This window comes from Streptosporangium sp. NPDC004631 (assembly GCF_053601935.1).
In genome coordinates, this window is record NZ_JBSGCR010000001.1 from 335,432 (window position 1) to 352,928 (window position 17,497).

The 17,497-nt window shown below is 73.1% G+C and carries 14 protein-coding genes and 1 riboswitch; of the genes, 7 read left to right on the plus strand and 7 right to left on the minus strand.

What is annotated here, in order from left to right:
* Both ACWEF2_RS01305 and ACWEF2_RS01310 read left to right on the plus strand, forming a co-directional pair.
* On the plus strand, positions 1 to 1,356 hold the full coding sequence (locus tag ACWEF2_RS01305; RefSeq protein ID WP_453811003.1) for an MFS transporter: 1,356 nt from the start codon (positions 1 to 3) through the stop codon (positions 1,354 to 1,356).
* 146 nt (positions 1,357 to 1,502) lie between these two features.
* A complete protein-coding gene (locus ACWEF2_RS01310) occupies positions 1,503 to 1,847 on the plus strand; it encodes an RNA polymerase-binding protein RbpA (RefSeq protein ID WP_355596685.1) in 345 nt (114 codons plus the stop codon).
* 123 nt (positions 1,848 to 1,970) lie between these two features.
* Here ACWEF2_RS01310 and ACWEF2_RS01315 read toward each other — a convergent pair whose 3' ends face one another.
* On the minus strand, positions 1,971 to 2,828 hold the full coding sequence (locus tag ACWEF2_RS01315; protein ID WP_453811004.1) for an IclR family transcriptional regulator: 858 nt from the start codon (positions 2,826 to 2,828) through the stop codon (positions 1,971 to 1,973).
* Between the two features lie 218 nt (positions 2,829 to 3,046).
* Here ACWEF2_RS01315 and ACWEF2_RS01320 point away from each other — a divergent pair, with 218 nt between their 5' ends.
* A complete protein-coding gene (locus ACWEF2_RS01320; RefSeq protein ID WP_453811005.1) occupies positions 3,047 to 3,958 on the plus strand; it encodes a LysR family transcriptional regulator in 912 nt (303 codons plus the stop codon).
* Between the two features lie 59 nt (positions 3,959 to 4,017).
* Here the strand turns inward: ACWEF2_RS01320 and ACWEF2_RS01325 are convergent, their stop codons facing one another.
* The 5 genes from ACWEF2_RS01325 to ACWEF2_RS01345 are packed head-to-tail and all read right to left on the minus strand — an operon-like array spanning position 4,018 to position 9,071.
* Complete coding sequence (locus ACWEF2_RS01325; RefSeq protein WP_453811006.1) at positions 4,018 to 4,851, minus strand: serine hydrolase; 834 nt, start codon at positions 4,849 to 4,851, stop codon at positions 4,018 to 4,020.
* A 41-nt stretch (positions 4,852 to 4,892) separates the two neighbouring features.
* On the minus strand, positions 4,893 to 6,497 hold the full coding sequence (locus ACWEF2_RS01330; protein ID WP_453811007.1) for an N-acyl-D-amino-acid deacylase family protein: 1,605 nt from the start codon (positions 6,495 to 6,497) through the stop codon (positions 4,893 to 4,895).
* Positions 6,494 to 7,258, minus strand: a complete 765-nt coding sequence (locus ACWEF2_RS01335) for an amino acid ABC transporter ATP-binding protein (protein ID WP_453811008.1) — start codon at positions 7,256 to 7,258, stop codon at positions 6,494 to 6,496. The genes ACWEF2_RS01330 and ACWEF2_RS01335 overlap by 4 nt, the downstream gene beginning before the upstream one ends.
* Complete coding sequence (locus ACWEF2_RS01340; protein ID WP_453811009.1) at positions 7,258 to 8,196, minus strand: amino acid ABC transporter permease; 939 nt, start codon at positions 8,194 to 8,196, stop codon at positions 7,258 to 7,260. Before ACWEF2_RS01340 ends, ACWEF2_RS01335 begins: the two co-directional genes overlap by 1 nt.
* The gene (locus ACWEF2_RS01345; protein WP_453811010.1) at positions 8,187 to 9,071 is read right to left on the minus strand and encodes an ABC transporter substrate-binding protein; all 885 of its coding nucleotides are present in this window, start codon (positions 9,069 to 9,071) and stop codon (positions 8,187 to 8,189) included. The genes ACWEF2_RS01340 and ACWEF2_RS01345 overlap by 10 nt, the downstream gene beginning before the upstream one ends.
* Before the next feature lie 144 nt (positions 9,072 to 9,215).
* On the opposite strand from ACWEF2_RS01345, the gene lysA reads away from it, so the two are divergent.
* Together lysA and ACWEF2_RS01355 are read left to right on the plus strand one after the other, a co-directional pair.
* Positions 9,216 to 10,496, plus strand: coding sequence for a diaminopimelate decarboxylase (gene lysA / locus ACWEF2_RS01350; RefSeq protein ID WP_453811011.1), 1,281 nt, complete (start codon positions 9,216 to 9,218; stop codon positions 10,494 to 10,496).
* Between the two features lie 280 nt (positions 10,497 to 10,776).
* A complete protein-coding gene (locus ACWEF2_RS01355; RefSeq protein WP_453811012.1) occupies positions 10,777 to 11,379 on the plus strand; it encodes a superoxide dismutase family protein in 603 nt (200 codons plus the stop codon).
* A gap of 16 nt (positions 11,380 to 11,395) precedes the next feature.
* On the opposite strand, the gene cobN is transcribed toward ACWEF2_RS01355, so the two are convergent.
* Positions 11,396 to 15,010, minus strand: a complete 3,615-nt coding sequence (gene cobN, locus ACWEF2_RS01360) for a cobaltochelatase subunit CobN (RefSeq protein ID WP_453811013.1) — start codon at positions 15,008 to 15,010, stop codon at positions 11,396 to 11,398.
* Positions 15,011 to 15,119: 109 nt separating this feature from the next.
* A riboswitch (cobalamin riboswitch) is annotated at positions 15,120 to 15,318 on the minus strand.
* Between the two features lie 196 nt (positions 15,319 to 15,514).
* Here cobN and ACWEF2_RS01365 point away from each other — a divergent pair.
* Both ACWEF2_RS01365 and ACWEF2_RS01370 read left to right on the plus strand, forming a co-directional pair.
* The gene (locus ACWEF2_RS01365; protein WP_453811014.1) at positions 15,515 to 16,873 is read left to right on the plus strand and encodes a precorrin-3B synthase; all 1,359 of its coding nucleotides are present in this window, start codon (positions 15,515 to 15,517) and stop codon (positions 16,871 to 16,873) included.
* Positions 16,870 to 17,496, plus strand: coding sequence for a precorrin-8X methylmutase (locus ACWEF2_RS01370; protein ID WP_453811015.1), 627 nt, complete (start codon positions 16,870 to 16,872; stop codon positions 17,494 to 17,496). Before ACWEF2_RS01365 ends, ACWEF2_RS01370 begins: the two co-directional genes overlap by 4 nt.
* Position 17,497: the final 1 nt, after the last annotated feature.

Genomic DNA, 17,497 nt, shown 5'->3' on the forward strand with positions numbered 1-17,497 from the left:
ATGGCCACCCAGCAGGTCGTCCCGGACTCCCTTCCGGACCGCCGCCGCGAGCAGCGCGGCTGGTACTTCTACGACTGGGCCAACTCCGCCTTCCCCACCACCGTTCTGACGGTCTTCCTCGGCCCCTACCTGACGACGATCGCCGAGACCGCGGCCCGGGGCCGCCCATACGTGGACGTCCTCTGGTTCGACGTGCGGCCCAGCGCCTACTACTCCTTCGTGGTGGGCGCCGCGGCCGTCCTGCAGATCGTGCTGATGCCCGTCGCCGGAGCCCTGGCCGACCACACCGGCCGTAAGAAGGAGCTCATGGGCGTGTTCGCCTACCTCGGCGCCGGGGCCACGGTCTGTTTCTGGTTCGTCTCCGACGGGCGCTATCTGCTGGGCGGGGCGCTGTTCCTGATCGCCAACCTCGGATTCGCCGCCGCGTTCGTCATCTACAACTCGTTCCTGCCCGACATCTCCACGGCGGACGAGCGCGACGGCGTCTCCGCCCGGGGCTGGGGGTTCGGCTACCTGGGCGGCGGCCTGCTGCTCGCCGTACACCTCGCCCTCTTCCTCGGCCACGAGTCCCTCGGCGTCTCCGAGGGCGAGGCGGTACGCATCTCCCTGTCCTCGGCCGGTCTGTGGTGGGCCGGGTTCACCATCGTGCCGATGCTGCGGCTGCGCAACCGGCACATCCTCACCGCGGGCGCCGGGAGCGTCGGCCGGGCCGTGACCGGAAGCTTCGGGCAGCTGGGCCGTACCGTGCGGGAGCTGCGCCGCTATCCGCTGACCCTGGCGTTCCTGGTCGCCTACCTGATCTACAACGACGGCGTGCAGACGGTCATCTCGTTCTCGGCCACCTACGCCGACAAGGAGCTCGGGCTGGGCCAGACCGTGCGCATCGGGGCGATCCTGATGGTGCAGTTCGTCGCCTTCGGCGGCGCCCTGCTGCTCGGCCGGCTCGCCGCCTCCTACGGGGCGAAACGCGTGGTGATGGTCGCGCTGGTGGGCTGGGTGGCCGTGGTGGGCGTGGCCTACTTCCTGCCCAGGGGGGCGGCGCTGCCGTTCTTCGCGCTCGGGTTCGCCATCGCGATCGTGATGGGCGGCACCCAGGCCCTGTCGCGGTCGCTGTTCTCCCACCTGATCCCGGCGGGCAAGGAGGCGGAGTACTACAGCCTGTACGAGATCAGCGACAAGGGCTCGACGTTCCTCGGCTCGTTCGTCCTGGGCGTGGCGCTGCAGATGACCGACAGTTACCGGCTCGGCATCGTCTCGCTGGTGGTCTTTTTCCTGCTCGGGCTCGTCGCGCTGGGCGCGATCAATCTTCCCAGGGCCGTCCGGGCCGCGGGCAACCCGGTGCCCGAGCGCATCTGAGCGTCCTCCGGCCGGGGCCCACAGCAGACCGGGTCAAGAACACGCGATTGGATCACCCCGTGTGTGGGAATCCACACACGGTATCAAGCGTTGTACGCCGTGGGAGACAGACCCCTCACGACGGGGCCCTCAGGAGGCATTGAGACATGGGCGAGCGTGCGCTACGCGGTACCCGACTCGGCGCGACCAGCTACGAGAACGACCGCAACACCGATCTGGCCCCGCGCCAGGAGGTGTCCTACACCTGCCCGAAGGGCCATCGATTCGACGTTCCGCTTGCCGCCGAGGCTGAGATCCCGGCGACCTGGGAGTGTCGCATGTGCGGCGCGACCGCCCTGCGGGTGGACGGTGAGCTGCCGGAGACCAAGAAGGCCAAGCCCCCACGGACACACTGGGACATGCTGCTGGAGCGCCGCACGATCGAGGACCTGGAGGAGGTGCTCAACGAGCGTCTGGCGATCCTGCGCGCCCAGCGCCGCAAGAGCGCCTGACCGCTTGGCGGGACACGGACCCTCGGCGCCCGAAAAGGGCACCGGGGGTCCAGGCCGTCCGCACCCCGGCGACCTCCCTCCGCGCACCCCTCCGGCGACTTCCTCCCATCCCTCCCACGCCTCTCAGCGGCCGGTGACCGGCCCCGTCACCGCCGGCGCCGATCCGGTCCAGCCCATCTGGGCCGAGAGCCTTCCCGCCGACTCCAGCAGCGCCTCGGCACACGACTCGACCTCCTCGCGGAACCGCTCCAGCGGCCCGCAGACGCTGACCACCGCGACCGGGCGGCCGTGGTGGTCGAGCACGGGCGCGGCCACCGACGCCGCCCCCGCCATCCGCTCGGCGAAGGACTGCGCCCAGCCTCGGGTACGGATCAACGTGAGCTCCTCGCGCAGCCCGGGCACGTCCACCACGGTCTTGTCGGTGAGCGACTCCAGCGGGGCACGCGCCAGATAGCTCTCGATCTCCCCCTCGGAGAGGAAGGCCAGGAACGCCTTGGACGAGCCGCCCGCGTGCAGCGGGTACGGCACGCCGAGACTGACGCTCATGATGACCTCGCGGGCCGGGGTGACCTGGTCCACGTAGACCCGGTTCCACCCGGTCCGCGTCGACAGGGTGGCCGTCTCGCCGGTGCGCTCCGACAACGTCACCAGCTCGGGCGCGGCGATGCGCCTGACGTCGAGCCGGTCCAGGTAGGCCAGGCCCAGCCGCATGGCTCCGACGCCCAGGGAGTAGCGCCGGGTGCTCTCGTCAAGCTCGATGAGACCGCGGACCCGCAGCGAGGCCAGGATCCGGTGCACGGCGGCCTTGGAGATCCCGAGCGCCTGGGCGATCTCGGTCACCCCGAGCGTCATCGCCGGGGTCTCGGTAAAGCGCATGAGCACGTCGACGGCTCGCTCGACCGTGGCGACGGCCTGGCCGGTGCCGGCCTCCCGCGCGGGCGTCCCGCCGGGCTCGCCCGTCACGGCACTGTTGTTTCTCAACGGCACGTGTCCTCCAGAAGCAGGGTGCAGGTGTAACCCCTCCATCCTCTCGCCTGTACGCCACCGCACCGGGATGTCCGCACCCGTCCGAGGGTGAGAGGACCGCGCCGTGACCGGTACGCCGCCGGCGAGGTGCCCGGTCCCGGACGCGGCCCCGCGGTGGATCCGGGAAGCGCCGTCCGGCCTCCGCATCCTCCGCCCGCGCCGATACTGAGACCGTGCTGAGCAGTCAACGCCTCCGGGTGCTCCGGGAGGTCTTCAGAACGGGAAGCATCGCGGGGGCCGCGCGCGTCCTGCGGCTCTCGCCGTCCGCCGTGTCCCACCAGCTGTCCAAGCTGGAGGAGGAGGCCGGCGTGGGCCTGGTCGAGCGGGGTGCGCAGAGCCTGCGGCTGACCGCCGCGGGGCGGCGGCTCGCGAGGAGGGCGCAGGAGGTCCTGGACATCATCGAGGCCGCGGAGAAGGACCTGCTCGCGCAGGCCCGGGCCGACGCCGGGCAGCTGCGGATCGGGTTCTTCGCCTCCGCGGGATACCGGCTGCTGCCGCTGGCGCTGTCGACCTTCACCGCCCGCCACCCCGCCGTGGACCTCGACCTGGTGCTCGGTCAGCCGCACGAGCTCCTGCCCGACCTGGAGCGCGGCGCCCTCGACGTGCTGGTGGTCTTCGAGCACGCGCTCGACCCCTGGAAGCCGCCGGACGGGGTGGAGGTCACCCACCTGTTCGACGAACCGCAGCTTCTCGTGGTGCCGCCGGGCCACCCGGCGGGGCAGCGATCCCGGGTGCGCCTCGCCGACCTGGCCGAGGAGCCGTGGATCACCACGTTCGGCACCGACACCCCGGTCTCGGTGCTGGAACGGGCCAGCGCGCTGGAGGGGTTCAGCCCGACGATCCGCTGCCGCAGCGACCACTACGAGGTGACGCTGGGGCTGGTCAGGGCCGGGCTGGGCGTGGCCCTGGTGCCCAGTCTGGGCGCGCAGGGCGCGACCGGCATCCAGGTGTGCCGGTTGGACGGTCCCCGGCTCTACCGCAGGATCGGCGCCGCCACCCGGCCGACCAACCCCAACCCGGCGCTGCGCTCCTTCATCGACTACCTGCGCGACGCCTCGGCCCAGATCCGCAACGCGCTCCGCTGAGAGTCCCCGGCCCCACCCGTTCCCGGCCGCCCCCGGCCGTCCGGGAACGGGTGGGCGGGCTAGAGACCGGGCTCCCGCGGGGAGGCGCCGCCGCCGGAGGCGCCGGGCACCGGGTTCGCCAGGCGGCCGATGGCCAGGCCCGCCCGCCGGACCCGTCCCACCAGGGCGTGCTCGTCCCCGGCGGGGCCGTTGGCCAGCACGGCGTAGCCGATCCGGCGTCCCCGGCCGATCATCACCCCCACGTCGGCCCGCACGCCGGCGTCGGTGCCGGTCTTGTTGGCCACCCAGACCATTCCGGAGGGAACCGAGGCGGGGATCTCCCGGTCCTCGGCCTCGTGCGCCAGCAGCGCGGGGACCAGGCTCCGGTCTCCGTTGTGCGCCATCCAGCGCAGCATGATCCTGGTCCACTCCAGCCGCCCGTCGAGCCCTGCCGCGAACCGGGCGAGTTCGCCGGCCGTCCCCACGGCGAAGGTCGGCGGGTGCGACGGCAGCCTCGGCTCGCGGATCCGGTCGAGGATCCGCGTGCGGACGAGGCCGAGTCCGGCCGCGACCTCGGCCACCCGGTCCAGGCCGATCCGCCGGATCAGCGCGTTGGTGGCGGTGTTGTCGCTCACCGACGCGGTGAGCACCGCCAGGTCCCCGATCGGCCAGCGGCGGCCGGACAGGACGCCGAGGAGCCCGGACCCGCCGCAGCGGTCGTCGTCGGCCAGGTCCACGGTCTCGGCGGGGTCGAGCCTCCCCGAGGCGATCCCCTGAGCCACCGCGGCGAGCAGCAGCAGCTTGCCGGTGCTGGCGAGGATCAGCTCGGTGTCCTCGTGCAGGGAGATCAGCCCCGGCACGGACACGGCCAGGGTGACCGGCCCGCCCTCGTCCAGCGCACCGGGGCCGCTCACGGCGTCCTCCTTCCGGTCATGGGGCCGGCCCGGGGCCCCGCTCATGTGGCGAGCACCGATCCGGGCTTGGCGCCGGTCCCGGCGCCGTCGCGGACCACGGTCTGCCCGGCGACGATCACCGAGTGGATCCCGGACGGCGGGACCAGCGGGTCGGCGAAGGTGGCGCCGTCGGCGATCGAGGAGGGGTCGAAGACGACCAGGTCGGCGTGGGCGCCGTCGGCGATCACACCGCGCCCCGCCAGCCCGAACCTGGCCGCGGCCATGCCGGTCATCTTGTGCACCGCCGTCTCCAGGCCGAGCAGCCCCAGTTCCCTGACGTAGTGTCCGAGCACGCGCGGGAACGTTCCCGCCCAGCGGGGGTGGGGGCGTCCGCCCGGCTTGGGCACGCCGTCGGAGCCGATCATCGAGTACGGCGCGGCCAGTACCCGCCGCACATCGTCCTCGATCATGGAATGGCTGATGATCGTAACCTCGCCCTGCTCGGCGACGAGCAGGGCGGCGGCCACGTCGAGGGGGTCCTGACCGCGGGTGGCGGCCAGCTCGGCGATCGTGAGCCCCTCCGTGTCGGAGTGGCGTGGCGCACAGGCGATCGAGATGCGATCCCAGCCGCCGTTGCCGACGGTGTTCTCCCAGCCGGGGACGCCTTCGGCGATGGCCAGGCGCATCAGGTCGCGCTGGCCGGGATCGGCCAGGCGTGCCGTCAGCGCGGAGATCCCGCCTTCGGAGGCCCAGGGTGGGAGCATCGCGCCCAGCGCCGTGCTTCCCGCAGTATAGGGATAGACGTCACAGGTGACATCCATTCCTCCCGCGCGCAGGGCGGCGATCCTGGGCAGGGTGCGCTCGGTGCGCCCCCAGGCGTACTTGCCCGCGGTCTTGTGGTGGGAGACGTGCAGCGGGGCGCCGCTTCTGGCGGCGATCTCCACGGCCTCCTCAAGCGCCTCCTCCACCCTCGACATCTCGTCCCGCAGGTGGGTGACGTACGGCTTGCCGTACCGGGCGGCGACGGCCGCCAGCGCGACCACCTCGTCCGTGCCCGCGTACGTGCCGGGGGTGTAGATCAGGCCGGTGGACAGCCCGGCGGCGCCCAAGGCCAGCGCCCGGTCGAGCAGCAGGCACATGGTCTCCAGCTCGGCGGGAGTGGCCGGCCGGTCGACGGGGCCCATCACCCCGCCGCGGAGCGTGCCGTGCCCGACGAGGGAGGTGAGGTGGTTGGCCCGGGGCACGGCGGCGTGCGCGGCGGCGAACTCGGCGAAGCCCTCGTACATCCCGACGTCGCCGCCGAAGTGGACGCGGGTCTCCCCGCGCATCGCGGCCAGCCGTTCCGGCAGCGCCGGGAAGAGGCTGGAGCCGCAGTTGCCGGAGATCTCGGTCGTCACCCCCTGCAGGACGGAGGCCAGGACCATCTCGCGGCCAAGCTCCCCGTCGATCAGGGTGACGCCGTCGGAGTGGGTGTGCACGTCGATGAAGCCCGGGGTGACGGCGAGGCCGGTCACGTCCACGGTCTCCCGCGCGATGGCCGGGGTGCCCGGCGGCAGCAGGGTGAGGCGGCCCGAGGTCACGCCGACGTCGGCGTGGCGGGCGGCGTCGGGCGCCGCCGTTCCGTCGACCACCAGGCCGCCGCGGAGCAGCAGGTCGAAGTGGGTCACAGCACCTGCCCGAGGAAGGCGCGGAAGCGTTCGTGACGCGGGTTGGCGAGCACCTCGCGGGGGTCTCCCCGCTCGACGATCACACCGTCGTCGATGAAGATCAGATCGTCGCCGACCTCGCGGGCGAACCCCATCTCGTGGGTCACCACCATCATCGTCATGCCGCTGGCGGCCAGGTCCCGCATGACCGCGAGCACCTCCTGGACCAGTTCGGGGTCGAGGGCGCTGGTCGGCTCGTCGAAGAGCATGAGCTTAGGGTCCATGGCCAGGCTGCGGGCGATCGCCACGCGCTGCTGCTGTCCGCCGGAGAGCTGGGCGGGGTAGTGGTCCGCCCGGTCCGCCAGGTCCACCCGTTCCAGCAGTTCCATGGCCCGCTTCCTGGCGGCCCCCCTGGAGACGCCCTTGACGACCGTCGGGCCCTCCATGACGTTCTCCAGCGCGGTGCGGTGCGGGAACAGGTGGAAGCGCTGGAACACCATGCCGATGTCCTGCCGCTGGGCGCAGAGCTGGGCGGGGCGCAGGTGGTGGAGGCGGTCTCCCCGCTCGGTGTAGCCGATCAGGTCGCCGTCCACCCAGATGCGGCCGGAGTCGATGGTCTCCAGCCGGTTGACGCAGCGCAGCAGTGTCGACTTGCCGGACCCGGAGGGTCCGACCACGCAGACCACGCCGCCCACGGGCACGTCCAGGCTGATGCCCTTGAGCACCTCGACGGAGCCGAAGCTCTTGCGCACCGAGCGGATCTTCACCATCGGTTCGACCATCACGCGCTCCTCCTGCCGAACGGCCGCAGGTTGCGGCGGACCCTGACCCGCAGTGCCTGGTGGCCGCGCTCGAACCGCTTCTCGACGAAGTGCTGGCCGACGCTCGCGATGGTGGTGAGCACGATGTACCAGACGGAGGCCACGATGAGCAGCGCGATGACCTCGAAGTTGCCGAGGTAGATGCGCTGGGACACGGTCAGCAGTTCGGCCCCGGCGATGACCGAGACCATCGAGGTGGTCTTGAGCATCGAGATGAACTGGTTGCCGGTGGGCGGGATGATCACGCGCATCGCCTGGGGAAGCACCACCCTGCGAAGTACCCGCCGGTGCGACATGCCGAGCGCCTCGGCCGCCTCGCGCTGCCCGGGGTCGACCGAGCGGATGCCCGCCCGGACGATCTCGGCCATGTAGGCGCCCTCGTTGATCGCCAGACCGAGCAGGGCCGCGGTGAAGGGCGTGATCAGCTCGTTGGCCTGCCACTCGATCAGTTTGGGACCGTCGAACGGCACGCCGATGCCGAAGGAGGGGAAGACCAGCCCGATGTTGAACCAGAAGATCAGCTGGACCAGCAGCGGGGTGCCCCGGAAGAACCAGGTGTAGAGGGCCGAGGCCCCCCGCAGCACGGGGCTGCCGGAGAGCTGCATCACCGCGGCGAGGATGCCCAGCGCCAGGCCGATCAGCATCGACAGCACGGTGAGCTGGATCGTGACCCACAGGCCGCCGAGGACCCTGCCGTCGGCCAGGTACTCGGCGATCACGTCCCAGTGCAGGTTCTCGTTGACGACGATCGTGTAGAGCAGCCAGACCAGGGCGAACGCGGCCAGCGCCGCGGCGACCCACCGGCCGGGGCGGGGCGGGCGGAGCGCGTCGATCGGGAGGTGCCGGTCCCCGGCCGTCGCGGGGCCCCCGGCCGCCTCGGGGGTTCTGGTCACTTCCACGGCTTGGTGTTGACCATCACCTCGGGCACGGCGTTGCTCACCACGCCGTACCTGTCCAGGATCGCCTTGTAGCCGCCGTCGGCCAGCAGCTCCTCCATGGCCTTGGCCACGGCGTCGCGCAGCCCGTTGTTGCGACGGTCCACGGCGATGCCCCAGGGGCCGGCGTCGTACTGCTCGGAGAGCACGTCGTACTTGCCGGTCTCCTTGGCGTACATCGCCGCGACGGGCGAGTCCACGATGGTGGCCACCGCGCGCCCGGAGTCGATGCTCAGCAGGCCGGTCGGCGCGTCCTCGCTCTGCATGATCTGCATCTTCTTGGCGCACTTCTCGTCCTGCCGCTGCCCGATGGCGAGGTTCGAGCTGCCCTTGGCGAGCACGACGGTACGGCCGCACAGGTCCTCAAGGGTCTTGACGCCCTCGGGGTTGCCCTTCTTGACCATGATGGCTCCGCCGGCGTTGAAGTAGTCGACGAAGTCGACGGCCGCCCGGCGCTCCTCGGTGTCGCTCATGGAGGACATGACCACATCCCACCGTCCCGCCTGCAGGCCGGGGATCAGTCCGTCGAAGGCCGCGTTGGTCACCGTGGGCTTCAGGCCGAGCTTGGCGGCGATCGCGGCGGCGAGGTCGGGGTCGACGCCGATGAGCTGCTGGGTGCCCTTCTTGTACATCTCCATGGGCGGGTAGCCCTCGGAGGTCGCCATCCGGAGCTCACCCGTCTTGCGCACGGCCTCGGGGACCAGATCCCTGGCGGTCTTGCCGGCCGCCGAGGTGGCGCCCTCGGTCGCCTCGGTCTGCGAGGCCGAGCGCCCGCAGCCACCGGCGAACGCCGAGACGACCAGCGCGGCAGCAATGACCGAATACAGCCTCTTTGTCACTTAAACTCCCCTTTTGCGAATAGTTGAGTTTATGGTGCCGACGGCAGGTAACGGTCCCAATACAGGTGAATGCTTGCGAGCCTCAGCATCGAAATCTTCGATGCTGATACCGGACAAAAGCCGTAAAGCTCTACCTTCGACCCCATGAGCTTGGTCATCGAAAGCGGCTGGCCGCGCACCGCGGCATGGACCGGCGGGGAACTGCGCATCGGCGGGATGGGCGTACGGGAGCTCGCCGCCGAGTTCGGCACCCCCGCCTACATCCTCGACGAGGAGGAGTTCCACGCCCGCTGCGCGGAGTGGCGGGAGGCGCTGCCCGGCGGGGAGGTGCACTACGGCGGCAAGGCGTTCCTCTGCCCCGAGGTCGTGCGCTGGCTGGACACGGCCGGGCTCTGCCTGGACGTGTGCACCGGAGGCGAGCTGGCCGTCGCCGTGGCCGGCGGCATGGACCCCGCCCGGGTGGTCTTCCACGGCAACAACAAGTCCGGCGCCGAGCTGCGGCGCGCCGTCGCCTGGGGGGTCGGCTGCGTGGTCGTGGACTCCTTCGCCGAGATGGAGCGCCTGGCCTTCCTCGCGGGCGAGGCCGGGGTACGGCAGAGCGTGATGATCCGGGTCACCCCCGGCGTGGAGGCGCACACCCACGAGTTCATCGCCACCGGGGGCGACGACTCGAAGTTCGGCTTCTCGCTCGGCGCCGGGCTGGCCGCCGAGGCGGTCCGCCGGGTCCTGGCGGCCCCCTCGCTGGAGCTGACCGGGCTGCACTCCCACATCGGCTCGCAGATCACCGACCTCGGCGGCTTCACGCTGGCCGCCCGCCGGATGGCCGACTTCCTGCTGGGCGTCGAACGCGAGCACGGCGTGAGCATCCCCAAGCTCGACCTGGGCGGAGGCCTGGGCATCGTCTACCGCCCCGGCGACCCGCTCCCCCCGCGCCCCGCCGAGGTGGTCGCGGCGCTGCGCGAGGTCCTCCCCGCCCACCTGCGACTCGCCGTCGAGCCCGGCCGCTCGATCGCCGGGCCCACCACCGTCGCACTGTACGAGGTGGGCACGGTCAAGGAGATCCCCGGCGTCAACACCTACGTCAGCGTGGACGGCGGGATGAGCGACAACCCCCGCCCCGCCATGTACGGCGCCGCCTACACCGCGATCCTGGCCTCCCGCTCCTCATCGGCCCCGCCGCGCGAGGTCACCGTGGTCGGCAAGCACTGCGAGAGCGGCGACGTGCTCGTCCGCGACCTGACGCTGCCCTCCGACGTACGGCCCGGCGACCTGCTCGCCGTACCCGCCTCCGGGGCCTACCAGCGGTCGATGGCAAGCAACTACAACCACGTGACGCGGCCCCCGGTAGTCGCCGTCCGCGACGGCGCGGCCCGGGTGATCGTGCGCCGGGAGACCGAGGAGGACCTGCTGCGTCTCTACACCTGAGCGCACGCCGTACGCCCGAGCACACGCCGGAGGGCACCCGGAGACGCGACGGCACCGGACCACAGGGGGCGGGGGCACGGTGGGCCACCCGGCCCCCGGCACGGACACGGTGACAGGGTCGGAGACAGGAACGGGCAGGCACAGGCAGGCACAGGGATGAAATGGGGCTCCCCATGTTTTTCCCGCATTTTATTGTCCGGCGGCGGCCGAAAGTGTGGACCGTCCGCGAGACACGGAGCATGCTCCTCAGTAACCCCCATCCGAACTGAGGAGCCCTGCCATGCTTCGCAAGACCCACCTGGCCCTGGTCGCGGCGTTCGGCGTCGGCGTGGTCTCCGTCGGCGTCGCCGCGGTGGCCGAGGCGAGGTCGGACCACGACGGACGCCAGGCCCATGCCGTCATCAAGAACGCCGACGGCCGGATCATCGGCCGGCTCCAGGTCGAGCACCGGCGGTACGGCAAGTCCGGCGTCACCGTCACCGTCAGGGGCCTGACCCCCGGTTACCACGGCTTCCACATCCACACCACCGGCGTCTGCGACCCGAGGTCCGTCGACCCGGCCACCGGCAGCCCCTACTTCAGCGCGGGCGGCCACTTCAACCTCGGCACCGGCGGCCACGCCGACCACTCCGGCGACCTGCCCAACCTCCTGGTCGGGGCCGACGGCACCGGCAGCGCCTCCACGGTGACCGACCGCTTCCGGGTCGAACAGCTCTTCGACAGGGACGGCAGCGCCGTCGTCGTACACGCCCTCGCCGACAACCACGCCAGCATCCCCGCCCGCTACACCGGCGCCGGTGGCAGGACCGGCCCCGACGAGGCCACCCTCAAGACCGGCGACTCCGGCGGTCGCGTCGCCTGTGGCGTGATCACCAACCGCTGATCCCCGCCCGGAGCGGTCAGGCGCCGTCCTCCAGGTCCCCCTCCGACGTGAGGTAGACCTCCTGGAGGTCCCGCAGGATGCCGGGGTCGGGGTGCTCCCACATGCCCCGCCCGGCGGCCTCCAGCAGCCGCTCGGCGATGCCGTGCAGCGCCCACGGATTGGACTCGGCGAGGAAGGCCCGGTTCTCCGGGTCCAGCACGTAGACGGCGGCCAGCCTGTCGTACATCCAGTCGGCGACCACGCCGGTGGTGGCGTCGTAGCCGAACAGGTAGTCGACGGTGGCGGCGAGCTCGAAGGCGCCCTTGTAGCCGTGCCTGCGCATGGCGGCCAGCCAGCGCGGGTTGACCACCCGGGCCCGGAAGATCCTGGACGTCTCCTCCGAGAGCGTCCGGGTGCGGACCGCGTCCGGGCGGGTGCTGTCGCCGATGTAGGCGGCCGGAGCCTTGCCGGTGAGCGCGCGGACCGTGGCGATCATGCCGCCGTGGTACTGGAAGTAGTCGTCCGAGTCGGCGATGTCGTGCTCGCGGGTGTCGACGTTCTTGGCCGCGACCGCGATCCGCCGGTAGGCCGTCTCCATGTCCTGGCGGGCCGGGACCCCGTCCAGGCCCCGGCCGTAGGCGAATCCGCCCCACACCGCGTAGACCTCGGCGAGATCGGCGTCGTCGCGCCAGCCACGGCTGTCGATCAGCGGCAGCAGTCCCGCGCCGTAGGCCCCCGGACGTGACCCGAAGATCCGCATGGTGGCCCGGCGCTCGTCGCCGTGGCTCCGGCCGTCCGCCAGGACGTGCGCCCTGACGTAGTTGTCCTCCTCCGGCTCCTCCAGGTGGGCGACCAGGCGTACGGCGTCGTCCAGCATCGCCACGACGTGCGGGAAGGCGTCCCGGAAGAACCCGCTGATCCGGATCGTGACGTCCACCCTGGGGCGCCCGAGCTCCTGGGCCGGGATGGGCTCCAGCCCGGTGACCCGCCGCGACGCCTCGTCCCAGACAGGGCGTACGCCGAGCAGCGCCAGCACCTCGGCGACGTCGTCCCCGGCCGTGCGCATGGCGCTGGTCCCCCAGACCGACAGCCCGACCGAACGCGGCCAGTCCCCGGTGTCGGCGCGGTAGCGCTCCAGCAGGGAGTCGGCCATCGCCTGCCCGGTCTCCCAGGCCAACCGGCTCGGCACGGCCTTGGGGTCGACCGAGTAGAAGTTGCGCCCCGTGGGGAGCACGTTGACCAGGCCGCGCAGCGGCGATCCGCTCGGCCCGGCCGGCACGTAACCGCCGTCGAGGGCGTGCAGGATCGCACCGATCTCGTCGGTGGTGCGGGCCAGCCGGGGCACGATCTCATCGGCCGCGAACCGCAGGATCCGCTCCACCGCCCCGGGGTCGGCCCCGCCGCCGGCCGGGGCTGTGGCCAGGACGGTCCCGGCCGTCTCGGCGGCGGCGGCCGGGTCCCAGCCGCGGCGCTCCATCTCCTCGACCAGCGACCGGGCCAGCGCCTCGGCCTCGTCGGTGCCGGTACGGCCAGCCGTGCCGTCCTCGCTCAGCCCCAGGGCCTCGCGCAGTCCCGGGAGCGCCTGGCCGCCGGCCCAGATCTGGCGGGCACGGAGCATCGCGAGCACCAGGTCGACGCGGGGTGGTCCCTCGGGTGCCTCGCCCAGCACGTGGAGGCCGTCGCGGATCTGGACGTCCTTGACCTCGCACAGCCAGCCGTCGACGTGCAGCAGGAAGTCGTCGAACTCGGCGTCGTGCGGGCGGTCCTCGATGCCGAGGTCGTGGTCGAGCCTGGCGGCCTGGATCAGCGTCCAGATCTGGGCGCGGATCGCGGGCAGCTTCGCCGGGTCCATCGCGGCGATGGAGGCGTGCTCGTCGAGAAGCTGCTCCAGCCTGGCCATGTCCCCGTAGGTGTCGGCGCGGGCCATCGGCGGCACGAGGTGGTCCACCAGCGTGGCGTGCGCGCGGCGTTTGGCCTGGGTGCCCTCACCGGGGTCGTTGACCAGGAACGGATAGACGAGCGGCAGGTCTCCCAGCGCGGCGTCGGGGCCGCAGGAGGCCGACAGCCCGGTGGACTTGCCGGGCAGCCACTCCAGGTTGCCGTGCTTGCCCACGTGCACCACGGCGTGCGCGCCAAAGCCGTCGGACAGCCAGCGGTAGGCCGCCAGGTAGTGGTGGCTGGGCGGCAGGTCGGGGTCGTGGTAGATCGCGATGGGGTTCTCCCCGAACCCCCTGGGCGGCTGCACCATGACCACGACGTTCCCGGCGCGCAGCGCCGCCAGCACGATCTCGCCGTCCGGGTCGCGCGAGCGGTCCACGAACAGCTCGCCGGGGGCCGGCCCCCAGTGCCGCTCCATCCGCGAGCGCAGGTCCGCGGGGAGCGTGGCGTACCAGTCGCGGTACCGGCCGGCCGCGATGCGCACCGGGTTGCCGGCGAGCCGCTCCTCGGTGAGCCAGTCGGGGTCCTGGCCGCCGGCCGCGATCAGCGCGTGGATCAGCGCGTCGCCGTCCTGCTCGGTCACGCCGGGCAGCTCGCCCTCGGCGCCGACGCGGTAGCCGTGCTCGCGCATCGCGGCCAGCAGCCGCACCAGGCTGGCCGGGGTGTCCAGGCCGACCGCGTTGCCGATCCTGGAGTGCTTGGTGGGGTAGGCCGACAGCATCAGCACGATCCGCCGCTCGGCGGGCGGGACGTGCCGGAGCACGGCGTGCCCGACGGCGATGCCGGCCACCCGCGCGGCGCGCTCGGGGTCGGCCGCGTAGACGGTCAGCCCGTCCTCGTCGATCTCCTTGAAGGAGAAGGGGACCGTGATGATGCGCCCGTCGAACTCGGGGATGGCGACCTGGGTGGCCGCGTCGAGCGGGGACAGTCCGTCGTCGTTCCCCTCCCAGGACGCCCGGCTGCTCGTCAGGCAGAGGCCCTGGAGGATCGGCACGTCCAGCTCGGCGAGCGCGCCGACGTCCCACGCCTCGTCGTCCCCACCGGCCGACGCGGTGGCCGGGCGGGTACCGCCGGCGGCGAGCACGGTCACGACCAGGGCGTCCACCGTGCGCAGCGCCTCCAGCAGGCCGGGCTCCGCGCTGCGCAGCGAGGCGCAGTAGACGGGCAGCGCCCGGCCTCCGGCGTCCTCGACGGCCGAGCAGAGGGTCTCGACGAAGGCGGTGTTCCCGGAGACGTGGTGGGCCCGGTAGTAGAGCACCCCGACGACCGGCCCGTCCTCGCGGCGTGCCCGGCGCTCCAGCACGCCCCAGCCGGGCGTGGGTTCGGGCGGGGCGAACCCGTGACCGGTCAGCAGCAGGGTGTCCGACAGAAAGCGGTGCAGCTCGGCGAGGTTGGCCGGTCCGCCGTGGGCGAGGTAGGCGTGCGCCTCGGCACAGACCCCGCCCGGCACGGTGGACAGCTCCATCAGCTCGGCGTCCGGCGCCTGCTCGCCGCCGAGCACGACGACGGGCCGGGGCCCGGCGAGCAGGGCGTCCAGCCCCTCCTCCCAGGCACGGCGCCCGCCGAGCAGCCGGACCACGACCAGGTCGGCGCCCTCCACCAGGAGCGGCAGGTCCTCGGCGAGGAGCCTGGCGGGGTTGCCCAGCCGGTAGTCGGCGCCGCTCGCGCGGGCACTGAGCAGGTCGGTGTCGGAGGTCGAGAGCAGCAGGATCACGCGCCACGCTCCACGCGGGGCGGAGCGGTACGGCTCGGCGCCGCCAGGGGCGGACGGGGGAACGGCGAAAAACGCACGGGGCTTCCTCCCTCGGGGTCCTCGCCCCGGGTCGTCGTCGGCTACGACGGCTGGAGTCTCCTGGCTCCCGGATCGACGCTCCTCCCAGCCTTCCCGTCCGTCGCCGGACAGTGGCCTGGATGGGGTTCGCTCCCCGGTTACAGTGGCGGGACCGCGCCGGACTCACACCGGCTTCCTCCCTTTGCCGTCGCCAACGATGAGACTACGGCAGCGTCCTTCCGGCAGGAAACCGGTATGGGAGCCCGGTTCCCCGGCGGAGGAGGGGGGCCGTAGCGTGCCGCGGCGGCCGACGACGCCGCCGGAGGGTGCCGCCTGGGCGGCGGCCGCGGGCGGAAGACCTCGGGGGCAGGGCCTACCATCCTCAACGTGCAGATTGGCGACTTTTCCCGGCGATCGCGAGCCGACGCCTGCCCCGGAGCACTTCAGGTGCACGCCGCCGCCGACGGAGGGCTGGCGCGGATCAGGGTGCCCGGGGGCCGGTTGACGGCCTCCCGGCTCCGCGAGCTCGCCGGGGCCGCCGCCGGCTGTGGGAGCGGCGTCATCGAGCTGACCTCGCGGGCGAACGTCCAGGTGCGCGGGCTCGGCGACGGGGCGGAGACCGGTTTCGCGGCCCGGATGGCGACCGCCGGGCTGCTGCCCTCGCTCACCCACGAGCGGGTCCGCAACATCCTCGCCTCCCCGCTGACCGGCTGTGACGCGCGAGGGACACTCGACGCCGGCCCGCTGGTCGACGAGCTGGACCGGCGGCTGTGCGCCCGGCCGGGCCTCGCCGGACTGCCGGGGCGTTTCCTGTTCGCGCTGGACGACGGCCGGGGCGACGTGGCCTGGCTCGGCCCGGACGCCGGGATCCTGCCGACCGGCGCCGACGAGGCCGCCCTGATCCTGGCGGGTGCCGACAGCGGCCTGCGCGTGCCGGTGGGCTCGGCGGTGACCGCCCTGCTGGCCGCCGCCGAGGCGTTCCTGGCCGAGCCCGCCGCCGAGGGGGGGCGTGCCTGGCGGATCGGCGAACTGCCCGGCGGCGCCGAGCGGGTCGCGGCCCGGGTCCGCGCCGCCCTGCCGCGCTCCGCCGGTGGATCCGCCGGCGTGGTACCGTCCCCGGCCGCCGAGCGGCTGCGTGGCGAGCCGTCCGCCGCGGGCCGGGAGCCGGTGGGGGTGATCGAGCTGCCCGGCGGCCGGGTGGCGCTCGGGGTCGCGGTGCCGCTGGGACGGCTGGCCGCCGCCCAGGCGGAGTTGCTCGCCGACCTGGCGACCGGCGGCGAGGTACGGCTGACGCCCTGGCGCGGGGTGGTCCTGAGCGGCATGGACCGTGACCAGGCCGCGCGGTCGGCCGCCCTGCTCACCGCCGCCGGCCTGGTCACCGACCCCGCCTCGCCCTGGATCGGCGTGACGGCCTGCGCCGGCCGTCCCGGCTGCGCCAGGTCACTGGCCGACGTGCGGGCCGACGCCGCCCGGTCCGTTCTGCCGCCTCTGGAGCGGTTCACGTCTCCGGGGGGCCGTACCGCGGTCCCGGGCGGCGCCTTCGGATCCGGCGACCGAGGCCGGGGGGACCCCCCGGGCGGTGGAGTGCCGGGGGCCGCCCCGGGTGCGGCGGGCTCCCCGCGCCCCGGTACGCTCCCCGTGCACTGGGCGGGCTGTGAGCGGCGCTGCGGCCGCCCCGGGGGACGGGTCGCGGAGGTGGTGGCCACCGCCGGCGGCTATCACGTGGCCCTGGACGGCCGGGGACTGGACTGTGCGGGCATCGAGGAGACCACGGCCGCGGTGACGGCCCTGAGGGGGAAAATGTGATCGACTACGTCCGGGACGGCGCGGAGATCTACCGCCGTTCCTTCGCGACCATCCGCGCCGAGACCGATCTGGGCGGCCTGCCGGCGGACGTCGCCCGGGTGGCGGTCCGCATGATCCACGCCTGCGGGATGGTCGACCTGGTCACCGACCTGGGGTGGTCGCCCGGCGTGGTGGCGTCGGCGGGCGCGGCGCTGCGCGCGGGTGCCCCGGTGCTGTGCGACGCGACGATGGTGGCCTCCGGGGTGACCCGCCGCCGCCTCCCCGCGGACAACCCGGTCGTCTGCACGCTGGGCGACCCCCGCGTGCCGGAGCTCGCCGAACGGCTGGGCACCACCCGCAGCGCCGCGGCGCTCGAACTCTGGCGCGACCGGCTGGCGGGGTCGGTGGTCGCGATCGGCAACGCGCCGACCGCGCTGTTCCGGCTGCTGGAGATGGTCGAGGAGGGGGCCGGGCGACCGGCCGCCGTGCTCGGGATCCCTGTCGGTTTCATCGGCGCCGCCGAGTCCAAGCAGGCCCTCGCCGAGCATCCGGCCGGCCTGGAGCACCTGGTCGTGCACGGCCGCCGGGGTGGAAGTGCGATGGTCGCCGCGGCGGTCAACGCGATCGCGAGTGAGGACGAGTGAA